The organism is Streptomyces sp. NBC_00683 (assembly GCF_036226745.1).
Classification (GTDB): domain Bacteria; phylum Actinomycetota; class Actinomycetes; order Streptomycetales; family Streptomycetaceae; genus Streptomyces.
The window spans coordinates 1,149,346-1,164,324 of sequence record NZ_CP109013.1 but is presented as its reverse complement, the minus strand read 5'-3'; the positions used below and the strand labels follow the sequence as shown (position 1 = coordinate 1,164,324).

Genomic DNA, 14,979 nt, shown 5'->3' with positions numbered 1-14,979 from the left:
CTATGAGCACCACGTTCCGCAACTACATCGACGGTGCGCTCGCCGATGCCTCTGACGGTCGCACGCTCGATGTGGTGGACCCCGCCACCGGCGACGTCTACGCGACCTCACCGCTCTCGGGGGCGGCAGACGTCGACGCGGCGATGGCCGCCGCAGCCGCGGCATTCCCCGTCTGGCGCGACACCACACCGTCCGTGCGACAGCGCGCACTGCTGAAGATCGCCGACGCGATGGAGGCACGGGCCGACGAGCTGGTCGCCGCCGAGAGCCGGGACACCGGCAAGCCGCTCCACCTCACCCTCAGCGAGGAACTCGCCCCCGCCATCGACCAGGTCCGTTTCTTCGCGGGCGCGGCGCGGCTGCTGGAGGGCCGCTCGGCCGGCGAGTACATGGAGGGCCTGACCTCCATCATCCGCCGTGAGCCGGTCGGTGTGTGCGCCCAGGTCGCGCCGTGGAACTACCCCCTGCTGATGGCGGTGTGGAAGTTCGCCCCCGCGCTCGCGGCCGGCAACGCGGTGGTGCTCAAGCCCTCGGACACCACCCCGGCGTCCACGGTGCTGATGGCCGAGATCATCGGCGGTGTCCTCGACGAGCTGGACCTGCCCCGCGGAATCTTCAACGTGGTCTGCGGCGACCGCGAGACCGGCCGCCTGATGGTGGAGCACCCCACGCCCGCGATGGCCTCGATCACCGGCTCGGTACGCGCCGGCATCCAGGTCGCCCAGAGCGCCGCCAAGGACGTCAAGCGCGTCCACCTGGAGCTCGGCGGCAAGGCCCCGGCGGTGATCTTCGAGGACGCCGACCTGGCGAAGGCGGTCGAGGACCTGGTGGTGGGCGGATTCTTCAACGCCGGCCAGGACTGCACGGCCGCGACCCGCATCCTGGTCCACGAGTCCGTCCACGACGAGTTCGTCACCGCGCTCGCCAAGGCGGCCGCCGACACGAAGACCGGCCTGCCGGACGACGAGGACGTGCTGTTCGGCCCGCTCAACAACGCGGGCCAGCTGGCGCAGGTCAGCGGGTTCATCGAGCGGCTCCCCGAGCACGCCAAGGTGGAGGCGGGCGGCCACCGGGTCGGCGACAAGGGCTACTTCTACGCCCCGACCGTCGTCTCCGGCCTCGAGCAGGACGACGAGATCATCCAGAACGAGGTCTTCGGTCCCGTCATGACCGTCCAGTCGTTCACGGACGAGGCCCAGGCGCTCGAGTACGCCAACGGCGTCGAGTACGCGCTGGCCTCCTCGGTGTGGACCAAGGACCACGCCCGCGCGATGCGGATGTCCAAGAACCTCGACTTCGGCTGCGTGTGGATCAACACCCACATGGCGCTCGTCGCCGAGATGCCGCACGGCGGGTTCAAGAAGTCCGGCTACGGCAAGGACCTCTCGGCGTACGGCTTCGAGGACTACACCCGGATCAAGCACGTCATGACGTCGCTCTGACATCGGGGAATCCGTCGCCCGCCCCGGCACTCCACCGGGGCGGGGCGGGGCGGGCGGTGCGGGGCCACCTTGCTGAACGGCCCGTGGGCCGCGTGTGCGCCGAGAACCGAGTGACGGGATGTTCTACGGTGCTCTGATGCGCCGGTCTGTCCCCTGGTGGGCCCTTTTCTCCTCGGTGTGCGCTCCGATTCTGCTGGTCGGCGGCTGGGCGATCTCGGCCGTGCTCCACGGGCGCGACTACGATCCCGCCTCGCGAACGATCAGCACCCTTGCCGCCAGGGGTGCTGACGGGTACTGGGTGATGACCTCGGCCCTGGTGGCCTTGGGCGCCTGCCACGTGATCACCGCCTGCGGGCTGCGGTCCGCAGCATCCCCCGGACGTGTGGCGCTGGCCGGCGGCGGAGTGTCGGCGATGTTGCTGGTCCTGTTTCCGGCGCCGAGCAGCGGGGGCTCGCTGGACCATGGCGCGGTGGTGGCGGTCGGCTTCTCGCTTCTCGCCGTGTGGCCGATTCTGGCGGTGCGGCGAGCCCCGGGCCAACGCCGTGCGAGCGAGCGGCGTCCGACCGGCACGCCACCGGACCGGAGCGCGCCGTGGGGTCTGCGCCCAGGTCCCTCGTTCATGGCGACCGTGCTGATGTGGATCGGCGGTGTCTGGTTCTTGATGGCACTGTTCGCCCACGACACGGCTGGAGCCGCCGAGCGCGTCCTGACCTTCGCGCAGTCGTTCTGGCCGCTCGTGGTGGTCCTCTCCTGCGTACGACAGACCGATCGCGACGAGGAGCAGGGCGGAGGCCCTGCGGGCGTGCTCCGCCGTTGACACATGCGAGTGCGGGATCAGGACCCGTTCCCTTCCCTGGCCCGTCGTCCGAGGTGTCCATGAATTCAGGCACGTCCGGGATTCCATGGTTCTCACGGACCGGGGAGCGGGTGACATAAAGCCGGTGCAGCGCTGAACAGAGACCCCTGACGGGCTGTCTCCTGCCCCTACCGGGCCTGGGCCGTTTCATCTCCGGTCAGCAGCAGCATCGTTATCGAACGGGGGCCCGAGTTTTTCATCCGGCTCCGTTCGTAGCAACTCCCCACGCGTCCGCGATCGGCCGCACCTCACCCGACCGTAATCACGGAACAACCACCAACCCGCCTATGGATATCCGAGTTGGCGCAGCCGTGCTCTCGCCCTCCGGTGAGCGGTGATGAACTGCCCAGGGCGTGCGGGGAGGATGCTCCCTTCCGCGACAGGGGCCGCTGCAGCGATGATCCACTTCGCCCTGAATAGGCTCCGGTTGTCGCACTCGCCCCACCCTGCGCAAGCGCTTCAACCCCCGTACAATGACGGCGATTTGGCATGCCAGGTCGCTGCTGCACCACTCCGCTTGATGGCGGAGAGCCCGGATATCGCCTGCGACGACCCCGTCCTCAACGGAGCCCTGATGGATTCTGACGCCCTGTTACCGACGGCCGGAGACGGCCCTGTGGCCCATCGGAAGGCCTGTCGTGGCAGTGGTGGTGACGTGGCGTTCGATAGTCGACCGGGAGAACCCGCCGAGCATCGCGGCGCCGCCTCCGCGGCTGTCTTCATTCGCTCCGCGCCACCTCGGCGACCGAGGATCGGCAGGGTCGCCTCCGCTTGCTCAATCTTCACGGATCATTCACACCCCATGGATGCCCCGCTCGACCACGGGCCCGACAGGCCCTCCAGGCGTATGCGGAAATGGCAGCCTGCCTTTCTGCGGCCGACGTGTCCGCCGGGCAAGTTCCCGGAAGCTCGAACCCGACCCTAGGACCCCTCTCCCGTGACCTTGGTATCAGAATCCGCCATAGCACTCGGCGCCGTGACAGTCCTTTTGGCCGTCGCTGTGGTGCTGCTGGCACGCTCGCGCAAGAAACACATACGGCGCGGCAAGGAATATGAATCTGCCCGCGACGGCTTTGAATCCCGTATGCGAGATGCCGAAGGGCGTGCGCTGACGGCAGCGAAGGAAAGGAAATCCGCTGAGACCCACGCCGACGAGGTCGAAGCCTATGCGGCCGATTTCCGCGACGAGGTACGTCACCTCGTCTCCGCGCGGCTGCCCGCGCTGGCACTGAATCTGATCAGTTCGCACCATCCCGTTCCTGGCCTGCTGCACGAGAACTTCGCCGGTTCCGACGACGGGCTTCTCCTGGACTCCGTACTCGAGCACGTATCCGTCAGTCTGCTCAAGGAACGACGCCGTGTGGACGCTGCCGCCCGGGCTGCCCTGCGAGGTACGAACCAGGACGCGCAGGCGCTCTCCTACCGTCTGCAGACGGAGATCGACGAGCTGCAGCACGAGTTCAGCGCTCCGCAGAGCCTGACCAGCAGGCTGCTCCAGGCGGACCACCTCAACGAGCAGCTTCTGCGGCTCCTGCAGAAATCCGCCGTGGCGTACGGGGCCTGGCCGGGGCACGTCCGCAAGGACACGTACGTGACCGAGATCATCGGTGGTGCTTCCTCGCGACTGCGCGGCTTCGAACGCATCCAGATCATCTCCCGGCTCCGGTCCTCCGACATCGGCGTCGTCGGACGTGCCGCCGAGCCCATCGCGATGGCCTGCGCGGAGCTGATGGCCAATGCGCTGGAGCATTCACGCGACGACCTGATGGTGGAGGTCAGCGTGATCCAGACCGGGAACGGCAACGTGTGCATCACGTTCGACGACTCGGGCACCGGTATGACCGCGGAGGCGACCATCCGCGGGACGCGCCTGCTGTCGGGAGACCAGCAGGAAGTGATGCTCACCGAGCTCGGTGACCCACCGTCGCAGGGCTTTGCCGCGGTCGGCCGGCTGGTGGCCGACTACGGCTTCGCCGTCTCCATCAATCACCAATCCGCCTACGGAGGGGTGCGTGCCGTGCTGTCGATTCCGCCGAACCTGCTCACCTCGATGAACGAGGAGGCGAAGCCCCCTTCCGCGATGGCTCCGTTGCCCGCCTCGGCACCCCAGGTCCGCAAGCGCTCCGTCCCTGCCCAGCCCGCATCCTCCGAGCCGAGCCGCAGCCCGGCCGCTGCTGCTGACGCCGCGCCAGAACTGCCTCAGCGCAACAGGCGCACCGCTGCGGTATCAGCCACCGAGGATGTCGCTCCCCGGTACCGGCCCCAGGATCCTCGCCGTGCCCAGGACACCTGGAACGACTTCCAGGAGGGGCTGGCCAGCGGCCGAGCAACCACCGATTCGGAGGAAACACCGTGACGCTCAACAACTACAGCCAGCCCGATCAGGCCGCCTGGTACCTGAAACCCATCACCGAGATCAAGGGCGTTCTGCATGCCCTGACGATGACCCGCGACGGCATGGTCCAGGCCACCTCGGAGAATCTGGGGCGGGACGACGCGGAAGGCATAGGCGCGATGACGTCCGCTTTCTACGCTGCGGCCCGGGCTGCCACCAATACGGCCCTGGGCCAGCCGGAGAACACACCGCTCGTCACCGCGACCACGCAGAACGAGCACGGCATCTATATGGTCATGCCGGCCGGGGACAACACTCTGATCGCGGCTGCGGGCACTGACGACATGCCCATGGGTGTGGTTGCGGGCGCCATGGCCCGCCAGGCCATGAAGCTCGGCCAGCAGAGTATGTCCGTTCCGGCCCGCGCCCAGGACGGCCTGTCATGAGCCGGGAGCGGAGGCTGCTTCCGCCCTATCTGGGAACGGGTGGCTCCGAGGCCCCTACGGCCGGCAGCCTCGACAGGCTGACAGCCCTCCGTGCCACCGGCCTTCCTCTCCCCTCTTATCACACGCCGATACAACTGCGCATGGTCGAACTTGTCCTGGACGGCTCCCTCAGCGTCATCGAGGTCGCCGGCTACCTCAAGCTCCCGGTCGGAGCGAGCCTCATGATCGCGGGGCAGCTCGTCAGCGAGGGGCATTTAGAGGCGAGCGACCCGGTCCCGGACGCTCTCTCCGCGTTGCGCGCAGACCGTCCGTCGAAAGCAGTCATGGAAGAGGTTCTGAGTGGACTCCGCCAACTCCTCGTCGCCTAGCCCGCGCCCGGTCTACCTGCCGGAGGGGACGCACAAGCGCATCAAGATTCTTGTGGCCGGCCCCATCGGTGTAGGCAAGACGACGTCGATACAAACGCTGTCAGAGATACCGACGCTGCACACCGACGAGGTCATGACCGACGCGGCGGCCACCACCGACGACCTCAGCCTCGTCGGTCTGCGCAACAAGACCACGACCACGGTGGCCATCGACTTCGGCCGCCGGACCCTGCCGGGCAACAAGATCGTTCTGTATCTGTACGGAACGCCGGGGCAGCGCCGCTTCCTTCCCCTGTGGGAGGGCATCGCCTTCGGAGCTCTCGGAGCCCTCGTCCTGGCCGACACCAGGCGCCTGGACGAATCCTTCGAGGTGATGGATCTCATCGAGGAGCGCGGTTTGCCGTACGCAGTCGCAGTCAATACCTTCCCTGACTCACCCGACTACCCGATAGAGCTGCTCCGTTCGAAGCTCGACCTCGACGCGGCCACCCCACTGGTCACCTGCGACGCCCGTGACATGAAGAGCAGCCTGGAAGCTCTCATCGCCCTTACCGCCCATTCCATTTCCTCTGCCGTAGCCGGAGCCGAAACCTCGTGACCATCACCCCGACCGATGCGCCCGTGTCCCTGCACGGGGCCGAGCACGCTGCCAACCCCCAGCGCAGCTATGAACTGCTGCGCCGGCAGGGACCCGTTGGCGTCGCCGAGGTCGCCCCCGGTGTCGTTGTCCATCTGGTCACCGACTACCAGGCCGCAGTCGAACTCCTGCGGGACACGGACACATGGTCCAAGGACACCCGTAGTTGGCTTCACCAGGTGCCGCAGGACAGCCCGATCAGGCCCCTCGTGGAGTGGCGGCCGAGCCTCTTCTTCGCCGACGGCGAGCAGCACGCGCACCTACGGCGTGTGATCACCGACAGCTTCGGCCTCCTGGACCCCCACGAGGTACGCGCCCTGACGTGCCGCTACGCGGACACACTGCTCCAGGATTTCGCCGATACCGGGAACGTCGACCTCGTCCGGCAGTACGCGCAGCAGCTGCCCCTGATGATCTTCAACGCCCTGTTCGGCATGCCGGACGAACACGGCCCACAGCTTGTGTGGGCTCTCGCGGCGATGATGGACAGCGATCCGGAGAAGCAGGCAGCCGGGGGGCAGACGTTCGGCGCCTACCTCCAGACGCTCTACGCCACCAAGTCCGTCCAGCGCGGCCAGGATCTGACCTCGTGGTTCATCGACCACCCCAACGGCCTGAACCAGGAAGAGGCCACCAACCAGATTCTGATCACGCTCGGCGCGGGCAACGAGCCGCTGGTCAACCTCATCGCGAACACACTCGTCCGTATGTTGAGTGACGAGCGCTACTTCGGCACGCTGACCACGGGCAGTCTGCCCATCCAGCATGCGATCAACGACGCGCTGTGGAACGAGTCGCCCTTGGCCAACTACAGCTTCCACGTGCCCAAGGAGGACATCAACTTCCACGGGACCGCCATAGCCGCGGGCTCGCCCGTCATGGTCTCGTACGCCGCCGCGAACACCTGCCCCCACTCGGGCACCCCGTCGGACGGCTACCGCTCGGGTACCAAGGCGCACCTGGCCTTCGCAGCCGGTCCTCATGCCTGTCCCGCCAGTGACGTGGCACTGCTCATCGCCACGACGGCGATCGAACGGCTCGTCAGCTATCTGCCGGACATCGAGATGGCTGTCCCCAAGGACCAACTCGCCTACCGGGCAGGCGCCGTTCACCGGACGCTCACCGCGCTGCCCGCACGGTTCACCCCGCTGACCCCCGACGCCAAGGGGGCAACGCCTTGGTCCCGGAGTCCCGTCGATCCCAGGAACAAGGACGGGTCGGCCTCCGCGGATGCGGCCTTCAGCGCAGCGTCGAGGCCATCGGCCTAGCCTCACACGGCCGTTGTGACGCGGTGGTGCCGTCCGTAGAAGTGGTCGGCACCACCGCGTCATCCAGGAGAGTCCTTGTCCCGGGCCCGTCCCCTGTGCGCACGAAAAACACCACGACGGTTCTCGATTAAGGGATCGACCGATGACGGAAATACTTCCTGCTCTCCCTGACCTCTCTCCTCTGCACCACGAGGTGGGCTCCGCCCTGACGGGCTTCCTGGACTCCAAGGACCGAACGGCACCGGGTACCGAGCTGTTGCACCTGACGTCCACCCTCCGCAGGCTCCTGGCCGGCGGCAAACGCCTGCGTTCCCGGCTGTGCCTCTACGGATGGCAGGCGGCAGGGGCGACAGGAGACCCCGCTGCCGCTGTACGCGCGGCCGCCAGCCTCGAACTCTTTCAGATGTTCGCCCTGATACACGACGACGTGATGGACGACAGCGACATCCGTCGCGGGCAGCCGTCCGCGCACCGCGCGCTGGCCATGGCCTACACCGACAGCGGCGGGCGCCGCGACAGGGCCGAGGCCCACGGCCTCGGCGCCGCCGTACTCCTCGGAGATCTGGCGCTCGTGTGGTCCGACGAACTGCTGGAGACAGCGGGGGCCGCCCCTCGCCGGCTTGCCCAGGTGCGGCCGCTCCTGGCGAAAATGCGGAGTGAGGTCATGTACGGCCAGCTCCTGGACCTTCAGACCACCGGCCGCCTGTCCGACGATGTCGAGACGGCGTTGCACATCATCCGGTACAAGACGGCGAAGTACACGATAGAGCGCCCCCTGCACATCGGGGCGGCCCTGGCCGGCGCCACCGCACCGGTACTGGAAGCCTGCACCGCCTTCGGAATTCCTTTGGGAGAAGCGTTTCAGCTGCGCGACGACCTCCTCGGTGTCTTCGGTGATTCCGTCGACACGGGCAAGTCGGTACTCGACGATCTGCGCGCGGGCAAAGGCACCGTACTGATGGCGCTCGCGGTCCAACGAGCATCTCCCGCGGAGTTGAGCACCCTGCGCAGCCTCGTCGGCCGGAGCGACCTGAACGAGGACCAGGCCCACGAGGTCCGCACCGTCCTCGATTCCACAGGCGCCCGGGAGAGCGTCGAGGAAATGATCGCCGTGCGACGGACCACCGCACTGGCAGCCCTGGACGAGGCCCCCTTCCCAGGCGTCACGACGGCCTCCCTGCGCCGGCTTGCCGACGCTGCGACCACACGCCAGGCATAAGGGCGGCACCGCCCATCCCTATGCATCCCGACCACCAGGAGGACATCACCCCCATGAGCAATGCGCCCGCCGGCACGACCTTTCCCGAACAGGCCGCTGATCTGGTGGCCAGGGTCGACCAGGACAGGTGGGGCAGTGTCCGCCCCTCCCTGTACGAGACAGCCCGTGTCATCTCAGCGGCACCCTGGCTGCCCGGTGAGGCGCGGAGGGTCGGATATCTGCTCGATGAGCAGGCAGCCGACGGCAGTTGGGGTGAAGGCCCGGAGCCCTACCGCCTGCTCCCGACACTCAGTGGGGTGGAGGCCGCACTGGCGGTCCTCCGGCGGGCCGCCGTCTCCGGGGACGTCAGGTCCCGGCTCACCGGCGCAGCGGCGAATGGCCTGACGGCGCTGCGTGCACTTCCGCCGGCAGGCCCATGGCCCGACACCGCCGCAGCCGAGCTCCTCGTCCCCGGCCTGGTCTCCAAGATCAACGAACACCTGGCCCACGCCACCGAAGAGGTTCCCGGCCTCGGTGGAGCCGTGGCGGACCCCGTGGCGATACCGGGCGGGTATCACGAGGGGGCACCCGCGTACGTCGCCGCACGGTTCGAGGCAGCGGGTGCTCTCCCCATGAAGCTCCACCACACCTTCGAAGGCATAGCCGGGCACATACCCCGCACTCTCACACCCGACATCGACGGTCTCCTGGGGAGCTCACCGGCCGCCACCGCCGCCTGGGCCGCATCACATACACCTGCCGCCGTGCAGCAAGCGATCGCCCACCTGGAACCCGTCGCACACCGATACGACGGCCTCTTCCCCGAAGCAGCCCCGATCCGTGTCTTCGAACGGCTCTGGGTTGCCGCCGCGCTTGCCCGGGCAGGACTGCCGACCGCCACCTTGCCCACCATTCGCAGGTGGGTCGACGAAATCTACGATCCCGAAGGCGTACGCGGCGCACCCGGCCTCATGAAGGACGCCGACGACACCGCCATGGCCGTGCTGGTGGCGTCGCTGGTCGGCCGACCGTACGGCCCCGGCCCGCTCGAACCGTTCCACAACGGCAGCCACTTCGACTGCTACATCGGGGAGGACACCGGGTCGGTCACGGCGAACGCCCACGCACTCCAGGCACTGGGCGGCTGTTCGCGGCGCCTCCCCCCGGAGGACGGCATCGACGATCCCCGTGCGGACAAGCTGTGCGACTGGCTGATCGGCCAGCAGGGGACCGAAGGGCACTGGCCCGACAAGTGGCACGCCTCTCCGTACTACTCCACCGAGCGGTGCGTGAGCGCGCTGGCACAGCACGGCGGACCTCATGCCTCCGCCGCGGTCGCGAAAGCCGTCGTCTGGACAGCGGACACTCAGCGGGACGACGGATCATGGGGCGTCTGGGGCGGCACCGCCGAGGAGACCGCGTACGCCGTCAAGATCCTGCTCTCCGCGGCCCCTCCCACACCCGGACGACGCCAGGTCCGCGCCCTCGATCGGGCGGAGGCGTACCTGGACGCCGTACGGGACGCCGGCACCCGGCACCCTGCCCTGTGGCACGACAAAACCCTTTATGCGCCCGCTGCGATGATCGAAGCCGAGATCCTCGCAGCGCGGGAGATGCTGCGGATCCGTCACCTCTGAACCGCTCGACCATCAGGACAGACACCCGTGAATCTCCAGGACGATGAGGACAGGCATGATCATCGAGGTCAGGAAGCGTGCGGCCGTGGAGGCTGCGGCATGAGTGACTCCCTTCCGGAAGTGCCCCCTGCGCTCCCCGCCGCACTGCCGATGCCGGACCTCCGTGACTCCTTCCCCGGCCCCTTCCCCATCAGCCCTCACGTGGACGCCATCGAACGGCACACCAACGACTGGCTCGACACCTATCCGCTGATCGGCTCGGCGGGCGCGCGAAGGGCCCTGTGCAACATCACGAGCCGGGGCATCGCCCGCACCCTCCCGACGGCCGACATCGACAGCCTCTTTCTCTGCGCCGACCTCTTCCTGTGGCTGACAGCGTTCGACGACACCTGCGGCGAGACCGCGGGAGCCGACGACCTCGCCGGACTGGTCCGCAGGAGCGCCGAATTCATCGAGCTGCTCTCCGGCCACGACGACGAACGGTCCGCCGCCGAGCCGAGCGTCTTCGGCGCCGCCCTGCGGGACCTCCTGGTCCGCTTCGAGGAGAGGGCCACGCCCACGCAGTATCTGAGGATCACCGCCCACCTGCGCGACAACCTCTTCGGAATCCTCTGGGAGGCGCACCACCTCCACACCCCCGGCCACATCACGTTCCGCGACTACCGGGCCATGCGCCCCCACACGGTTTTCGTACGCACCGTCATGGCAGCCGTGGAGGTGGCCCTCGGATACGAACTCACCCGGCAGCAGCGTTCCTCGACGGCGGTCCGGGAGCTGGAATCGGCGGTGGCCGACCTCGCCGGATGGATCAACGATGTCGCTTCCTATGCCAAGGAAGCAGCCCACGAGGGGCCGAGCCCGCTGAGCCTGCCCACGCTGCTGATGCGTGAGTACGACTGCGACATCGAGACGGCTTTCCGACGAGCTGCCCGGATGTGTGAAGACGAGGCCGTCATCGTGCGCAGCCGCATCACGGATCTCACCACCGGTTCCGTGGGAGGACTTGCGGATCACGCTCGAGCTCTGGAGGCCATCGCCGCCTCCTACGTCTGGCACATCGAACATTCGCGCTACGCGCCCTGACGATCCGCTCGGGCACGGGCGGTGTGGGGACGTGGTCCGGTGACACGTGGTCAGGACGAGTTCCGAAGAGTCCGGGGGAGCTGACCGGACTAGCGTCTCGTTGTAAGGTAAGGGCACCGCACTTGACCTGCATATACGCAGGCAGGGAGCCTAGATTATGGAGTGCCTCGATGATGCGTACCATGTTCAAGTCGAAGATCCACAGGGCCACGGTGACCCAGGCCGACCTGCACTACGTCGGATCTGTGACGGTTGATGCCGACCTGATGGACGCCGCCGATCTGCTTCCCGGCGAACTTGTCCATATTGTGGATATCGACAACGGTGCCAGGCTCGAGACGTACGTCATCGAGGGCGAACGCGGTTCCGGTGTCATCGGGATCAACGGCGCGGCCGCCCACCTCGTGCACCCCGGCGATCTGGTCATTCTCATCAGCTACGCCCAGGTCGACGACGCCGAGGCCCGTGCGCTCACGCCGAGCATCGTGCACGTCGACGCCGACAACCGCGTGGTCGCTCTGGGCACGGATGCCTCGGCACCGGTGCCGGGCACCCGCACCGAGCGCAGCCCGCACGCCGTTCCCGCGCGCGGCTGACACCGCCCGCCCCGCCCGCGTCGTACCGGTTCGAGGGAGTAGCCGTCATGGCAGCAGGAGACACCGCAGTCGAGATCCGGGACGACCGGGAACGCGGCAGACTGGAGGCGTACGAGGACGGAAAGGCCGTAGGGGTCATCGCGTACTTCGTGATGTATCCCGAGCCCGGTGCCCTCGTCGCCGTGCACACGGTCGTGGAGCCGGAGCACGCGGGCAAGGGCATCGCGGGCGCCCTGGCCGCCGAGTTCTACGTCATGGCCGCGCGCCAGGGTGTTCCCGTCGTCCCGCTCTGTCCGTACGTCGCCAAGTGGGCCCAGCGCCATCCCGAGCAGGCGCCCGAGGCTCCCGAAGAGCTGGTGCAGGGGGCGAGGAAGCAGCTCGAGTCGCATCCCGAGCTGCTCTGACCTCTGTGACCTCCGGTCGCACGGTCCGTACGTATGGACTCGGCAGGCGCGGGCAGCCGCACGGGGAGACGGTGGAGATGAGATCCACTCCGCCTTTCGCCGCAGTCTGGAGGCCCGAGATGACCCACCCGTATCCCGACCCCGTACCGCCCGCGCCGACGCCCATGCCGGGGCCGCCGACGCCGGTGCCTTCGCCGCCGCCCGTGCCGCCGGGTCCCGTGCCGCCCGGTCCTGCCCCGGATCCGATTCCGACGCCGCCGAGCCCGAATCCGGAGCCCGTGCCCGAGCCGGAGCCCTCGCCGCAGCCCGCGGGATGAGCCGCGGGCCGCGCGTCACTTGGCGGCCAGCACCGCGTTGGCCCGCTCCGTGACCGTGGCAAGGACGCGCCCGGCCGTGGCCAGGTCCTCGGCGGGCAGGTCCGCGTAGAGACCGGCGGTGATCTCGGCTGTCCCGGTCCGGATGTCGTGCTGGAGGGCGCTGCCGCTCGTCGTGAGCGCCAGGCGGGAGCCGGTGTCTGTGAGGAGTCCGGACGCGATGAGCGTGTCGATCGCAGTCGTGGCCGTGTCCGCGTCGACCTTGAGGGTGCCGGTCATACGGTCGGTGAGGCGGTCCCGCTCCGTCGCGCCGCCGTCGTCGGCGGTCGCGTTGAGCGCCACCGCCTGGTGGAAGGTGATTCCGGACCGGGCCAGCACGCTCTCGAGCACGGCTCGCGTGGCGTAGTGGGCCTGGCCGATGATCTGGCCGTTGACGGTGGTGGTGCTGGTCATGGCTGCTCCTTGGAAGTGGTCGGCTCGTCCAGCAGCGCCGTCAGCGTCCGGGTGAACGCCTCGGCCCCCGATCCGCCCAGGCCGCCCAGCGGTGCCAGCAGCCGGTCCATGAGCTCCTGGACGACCTCGACCGCTCGCAGTGCGACCGCGCTGCCCTCTTCCGTGAGAGCGAGCTGGACCGCCCGGGTGTCGGCCGGGTCGGGCGTGCGCTCCACCAGGCCGGCCGTTTCCAGGGAGCGGGCCAGCTTGGAGACGTACAGGGGTTCGAGGCCTGTGTGGTCCGCGAGGCGGCGCTGGCTGGGGCGTACGCCTGACCGCTGCATACCGTGGAGCGATCCCACCAGCGAGTACTGCGCGTGTGTGAGGCCCAGCGGAGCCAGCGCCCTGTCCACGGCTACGCGCCACTTCATGGAGAGGCGCCAGACGAGAAACCCAGGTGTCGGCGCTTCGGGAGCACTGCTGGAGGGCGGGCTGGAGGGTGTGCTGCTCGGGGGAGTGCTGCTCATGAAAAATACAGTACATAGATATTATGTACATGGCTACTGTTTTTCACGGGCCCCCGTACTCAGGCCCACCAGCGCGGCGGCGTGGCCCAGCCCGCTCTCCGCCGCCACCGAGTCCAGCGACTGCGCGTCCCGGACCGGAGCGAAGCGCACACCGCCTCCGCCCGGGTCGTCGACGAAGCCGTACACGGCCGGACGGGGCAGGCTGTTGTAGGCCCAGTGCGTCGAGAAGTAGTACGCCCCGGTGTCGTACAGGACCACGAAGTCGCCCTCCCGCAGTTCGGGCAGTTCCCGGGCGTGGGCCACGACGTCTCCGGCGAAGCAGCAGGGGCCCGCCACGTCCTGGACCAGCGGGGGCCCGGTCCGGGGGCGGCCCTCGGCGTCGAAGGCGCCGACGCGCAGCGGCCAGGCCTCGGGCATGAAGACCGTACGGGTGGCGATCTGCGCCCCCGCGTGGGTGAGCGCGATACGGCGTCCGCCCGCGTCCTTCGTGTACTCGACGCGCGCCCCGATGAAGCCGTTCTTGGCGAGCAGGGACCGGCCGAACTCCGTGACCAGGCCGTACCGGCCGTCGAACAGGCCGGGGACCTGCGCGCGGAGCGCCGCGACGTAGTCGGCGAAGGACGGGCTCACCGTGTCGTCGTCGAAGTTGACGGGCAGCCCGCCGCCGATGTCGATGCCGGTGATCTGCTGGGTGCCCACCGACTCGTTGATCTCCTCGGCCAGCCGGTAGGTCTCGGCGATCCCCTCCGCGATCAGTTCGAGCGGGCAGCCCTGCGAGCCGACGTGTGCATGCAGCCGGGTCAGCCAGGGGCGCTCGGCGAACGCCTGGACCACCTGCTCGCGGACGCCCGGATCACCCAGGGCTACACCGAACTTCGATGTGGCGGTGGCTGTGCTCATCGCCCCGATGGAACCGCCTCCCACCTGCGGATTGATCCGCAACCCGATCACGGACGCCGATCCGGTCGAACGCAGTTCCCCGATGCGGCGGAGCTCGGAGAAGCTGTCGGCGTTCACGGCGACGCCGAGGTACAGGGCCAGTCGGAGCTCGTCGCGGGTCTTGGCGGGCGAGTCGAGGACGATCTTCGCCGGGGCGAATCCCGCCTCGACGGCGAGCCTCAGCTCGCCGGGGCTCGCCACCTCGCACCCCATGCCGCAGTCGGCGAGCAACCGTAGTACGGGGACCAGGGACGCGGCCTTGGCCGCGAAGGTGTGCAGCACCCGCACCCCGGGGACGGCCGCGAACGCGTCGTGCAGCGCGGCGACGGAGTCGCGTACGCCGTCCGCGTCGAGGAAGCCCGCGACGGGCTGTTCCTCGCTCAGCAGGCCGTCCGCGACCGCCCGGCGGATCGTCTCGGTGAACCTGGTGGAGGACGGGGTGCGCACGGAATCCGTTTCGCTCACGGGAGTTGTCGGCGTCATACGGCCAGTGTCGG

At 68.6% G+C, this 14,979-nt stretch carries 15 protein-coding genes; 12 read left to right on the top strand and 3 right to left on the bottom strand.

The features are described 5' to 3' along the window. Nucleotides 1-2: 2 nt before the first annotated feature. The 12 genes from OG257_RS05220 to OG257_RS05165 all read left to right on the top strand — a co-directional run bounded on the left by OG257_RS05220 (nt 3) and on the right by OG257_RS05165 (nt 12,270). Nucleotides 3-1,442: a gamma-aminobutyraldehyde dehydrogenase gene (locus OG257_RS05220; protein WP_329205144.1), complete on the top strand. Its 1,440-nt coding sequence runs from the start codon at nt 3-5 to the stop codon at nt 1,440-1,442. A gap of 136 nt (nt 1,443-1,578) precedes the next feature. Beyond that, complete coding sequence (locus tag OG257_RS05215; protein ID WP_329205143.1) at nt 1,579-2,259, top strand: DUF998 domain-containing protein; 681 nt, start codon at nt 1,579-1,581, stop codon at nt 2,257-2,259. 1,123 nt (nt 2,260-3,382) lie between these two features. Then, on the top strand, nt 3,383-4,654 hold the full coding sequence (locus tag OG257_RS05210) for an ATP-binding protein (protein ID WP_329205141.1): 1,272 nt from the start codon (nt 3,383-3,385) through the stop codon (nt 4,652-4,654). Beyond that, the gene (locus OG257_RS05205; protein ID WP_329205139.1) at nt 4,651-5,079 is read left to right on the top strand and encodes a roadblock/LC7 domain-containing protein; all 429 of its coding nucleotides are present in this window, start codon (nt 4,651-4,653) and stop codon (nt 5,077-5,079) included. Before OG257_RS05210 ends, OG257_RS05205 begins: the two co-directional genes overlap by 4 nt. Next, complete coding sequence (locus tag OG257_RS05200) at nt 5,076-5,447, top strand: DUF742 domain-containing protein (RefSeq protein ID WP_329205137.1); 372 nt, start codon at nt 5,076-5,078, stop codon at nt 5,445-5,447. Before OG257_RS05205 ends, OG257_RS05200 begins: the two co-directional genes overlap by 4 nt. 40 nt (nt 5,448-5,487) lie before the next feature. Next, a complete protein-coding gene (locus tag OG257_RS05195; protein WP_329214907.1) occupies nt 5,488-6,045 on the top strand; it encodes a GTP-binding protein in 558 nt (185 codons plus the stop codon). Then, nucleotides 6,042-7,352: a cytochrome P450 gene (locus OG257_RS05190; protein WP_329205135.1), complete on the top strand. Its 1,311-nt coding sequence runs from the start codon at nt 6,042-6,044 to the stop codon at nt 7,350-7,352. Before OG257_RS05195 ends, OG257_RS05190 begins: the two co-directional genes overlap by 4 nt. Before the next feature lie 142 nt (nt 7,353-7,494). Further along, the gene (locus OG257_RS05185; protein WP_329205133.1) at nt 7,495-8,571 is read left to right on the top strand and encodes a polyprenyl synthetase family protein; all 1,077 of its coding nucleotides are present in this window, start codon (nt 7,495-7,497) and stop codon (nt 8,569-8,571) included. 53 nt (nt 8,572-8,624) lie between these two features. After that, entirely contained in the window at nt 8,625-10,187 is a 1,563-nt protein-coding gene (locus OG257_RS05180) for a prenyltransferase/squalene oxidase repeat-containing protein (RefSeq protein ID WP_329205131.1), read from the top strand. Between the two features lie 99 nt (nt 10,188-10,286). Beyond that, nucleotides 10,287-11,270: a terpene synthase family protein gene (locus OG257_RS05175; RefSeq protein WP_329205129.1), complete on the top strand. Its 984-nt coding sequence runs from the start codon at nt 10,287-10,289 to the stop codon at nt 11,268-11,270. A gap of 170 nt (nt 11,271-11,440) precedes the next feature. Then, nucleotides 11,441-11,866 (top strand): aspartate 1-decarboxylase, encoded by a 426-nt coding sequence (panD, locus tag OG257_RS05170; protein WP_329205127.1) that lies wholly within the window; start codon nt 11,441-11,443, stop codon nt 11,864-11,866. 47 nt (nt 11,867-11,913) lie between these two features. Then, entirely contained in the window at nt 11,914-12,270 is a 357-nt protein-coding gene (locus tag OG257_RS05165; protein WP_329205125.1) for a GNAT family N-acetyltransferase, read from the top strand. A gap of 332 nt (nt 12,271-12,602) precedes the next feature. Here OG257_RS05165 and OG257_RS05160 read toward each other — a convergent pair whose 3' ends face one another. Genes OG257_RS05160 through OG257_RS05150 form a run of 3 tightly spaced genes read right to left on the bottom strand, consistent with a single transcriptional unit; the run spans nt 12,603 to nt 14,965 of the window. Continuing rightward, nucleotides 12,603-13,037, bottom strand: coding sequence for a MarR family winged helix-turn-helix transcriptional regulator (locus OG257_RS05160; RefSeq protein WP_329205124.1), 435 nt, complete (start codon nt 13,035-13,037; stop codon nt 12,603-12,605). After that, nucleotides 13,034-13,543, bottom strand: a complete 510-nt coding sequence (locus OG257_RS05155) for a MarR family winged helix-turn-helix transcriptional regulator (RefSeq protein ID WP_443054290.1) — start codon at nt 13,541-13,543, stop codon at nt 13,034-13,036. The genes OG257_RS05160 and OG257_RS05155 overlap by 4 nt, the downstream gene beginning before the upstream one ends. A 33-nt stretch (nt 13,544-13,576) precedes the next feature. After that, nucleotides 13,577-14,965 (bottom strand): diaminopimelate decarboxylase, encoded by a 1,389-nt coding sequence (locus tag OG257_RS05150; RefSeq protein ID WP_329205122.1) that lies wholly within the window; start codon nt 14,963-14,965, stop codon nt 13,577-13,579. Nucleotides 14,966-14,979: the final 14 nt, after the last annotated feature.